Consider the following 2,502-nt stretch of genomic DNA (forward strand, 5'->3'; position numbering starts at 1 on the left):
CTCGAAACAGTCCTCCACCTGCCACTGCTTCACTAAAAAAACGAACGCAGATAGAGCAACAAATTGAGTTCTTCCGTGTCACTGTGTTCTCAACTTGAAAGTCCGGAAAGTTTTCTGCACCACTAAGGTTATGGTCATCCGTGTTCGTCATCTTTGGAATAAAACTACTCGTGAAGTTCAGTTTTATCTCACTTCTTTAAACACTAATGCTCAAATTATCGGTCGGGTTATCCGAAAACACTGGGGCATTGAAAACCAGGCTTATTAAACTCTCGATTGTACTTTTGCTGAAGATGCTTGTCGTATTCGTTCTTTTCACAGCCCTCAAAATTTTGCCCTTTTACGACGCTTGGCGCTGAATGCCCTTAACCGTGAACAGACCTACAAACGTAGTCTCCGTCAAAAAATGAAGCGTGCCGCTATGGATAATAATTATTTAATTCAGGTTCTCAGTTGTTTCATCAACAATAGATTAGATTCTTCTGATTCCTTATGTCAAGCCTGATTGAGATGCTCTTACCCTGGCGACTGTTCAAGACTGGATAATCGTTTTTTGGTAGCCCTTTCAGGATATCTTTGGCAATTTTGGGAAATGAATTTATAATCACTGTGAAATCAAAATATTTTAATAACCAGCCCAAAATTAACATATTCTGGGCTGTTTTTATCGGTTTTTTTTTAACATTCAACACTTCTGGGGTTTTACTCCCATCCAAACATTAAGACGCAAAGACGCAACAAACGCTCTACGCTGTAGTGTCTTCGCATCTTTTTGATTACTCGCGTATTGAATGAAAACCTGAAAATATAACCTTGTTCGTCTGCATCGCAAAACTTTCTATTTTTGAGTAGATGCTAAAATACTCAATTTGATTAATACTGCACTACCAAAAATATCGTTATTGTTAGATGATTTCTAGATTTGATTGTATTGCGATCGCGGCAACTTGTCCCGAATCTGAGTACAGGCGTTTTGTACTTAACTTATTTCACTTACACTATCACCAAAAAGCTTTTGCTCCGTTGCCTTGGAGTATGTCAGGGTTTTTTCTGCTTTTATTTCCAATTTCTCTAGAAATATAAAAGGCAATAGCCAAAAGTCTTAATTTATTAATTACTGTATAGAAGTTGATTTTTTCGTTTCCCATCACCCTTTTCCAAAATTCTACTGGTTTTGTCACAGTAAACCAAGGAAATCCATCATCTGCCATCATTTTAATGTTATGTTCTCCATAAAGTAGCTTTAATCCTGCAAATCCTCTATCCATTACCCCAACTGCATCTAGTGATAAATTAGACATCATTGATGAACCAAATTTATAATCATGAGTATGTCCAAAATTTATCAAATTATCTTCTGGACCGCCTGTTGACAAATTGAGGGAACTAAACAGGTTTAGTTGATGATAACCTAGAACCCATAGCAACTTGCTTGTTCATGTAATTACTGTTGAATCAATTGGACAAATTGCATATTTTTCCTTTAATTTCTTCTGGGCTTTTTTCGGGACTAATTGATTCAATTGATGATAAATATTTTGGAATATTTCTTGGATTCTATGTGTGTTAGCCTTGGAAAATATTGAAATCCTTACGTCAATTCCCGTATTGTTTAATCTTTTAAATAAGCCCCGCATACTTGTTACGCTATTATCCAAGAAATAAGCCAACCAACACTCAACATAAAGACGGCTGTTCAAAACTGGATAATTATTTTTTGGCAACGGTTTGAGAATATCTTTGACAATCTTGGGGAATGAATTTCTAATCATTATCAATCGATTTGTTTTAATCACTAGCCCAAAATTTTGGGCTATTTTTATCACAAATTTCTTAACATTCAACATTTCTGATAAATTGTAGTTAATGTAGACACACAATAGTAAAGAGAATTACAAAACTAACCTTTTTTGGTTCATTTTAGGTTGTCCACTATCAACGTTTGATTTTTCATCGTCATGTTATGCCAGCAAGTTGCTATTTAGCAATTCATATGCAACGCTTTAAAAATAGAAAAATAAGAAACATCGCAAATAAGTAACTGAATACAGGGTTGAGTTTTTAGGCAGCACTACTGGAATAAGTGTGGGTTTAGAGGAGAGGATTTTATCACTATTCCCGCCTCCCCGTTGGCGCAGCCTCTCGTAGAGAAGGGCTTGGTGATTTTTTAAAAATCAGGTTAGTCGAAGCCTTACCTTGATTTTCAGTATACCCAGCAAAAGTCAAACTAAATTTTGATATCTAGAGTTGCATATAAGTTGCGTATGAGTTGCTATTCAGCATCTCGTTGACATAATATGCAGGCAATTCATTATTTTCTGATCTGAACAGTAGTCTTAAAAATAAGGACTATACCCAATACTTCTCGGTTAAGAACAAAAGCAAGGTAAAGTAATAATTGTTCTCCAAAAAGTGCGATGGGAAAAATTGGTGCTGCTAAAAGATTTTTCGTTGATAACGCCAACCTTAGATGCAGAGTTAATATTCAAAGCAATAGAAACA

Annotated in this window: 2 pseudogenes; one reads left to right on the plus strand and one right to left on the minus strand. The window is 35.5% G+C overall.

The window, feature by feature from the left end:
• Positions 1 to 121: 121 nt before the first annotated feature.
• A pseudogene (locus IQ259_RS27445) lies at positions 122 to 505 on the plus strand (ISAs1 family transposase); the annotation flags it as partial.
• A gap of 730 nt (positions 506 to 1,235) precedes the next feature.
• Here IQ259_RS27445 and IQ259_RS26830 read toward each other — a convergent pair.
• A pseudogene (locus IQ259_RS26830) lies at positions 1,236 to 1,772 on the minus strand (IS4 family transposase); the annotation flags it as partial.
• Between the last annotated feature and the right edge of the window lie 730 nt (positions 1,773 to 2,502).

Origin of the sequence: Fortiea sp. LEGE XX443 (assembly GCF_015206815.1) — a bacterium.
In the GTDB taxonomy this organism is placed as follows: domain Bacteria; phylum Cyanobacteriota; class Cyanobacteriia; order Cyanobacteriales; family Nostocaceae; genus Nostoc_B.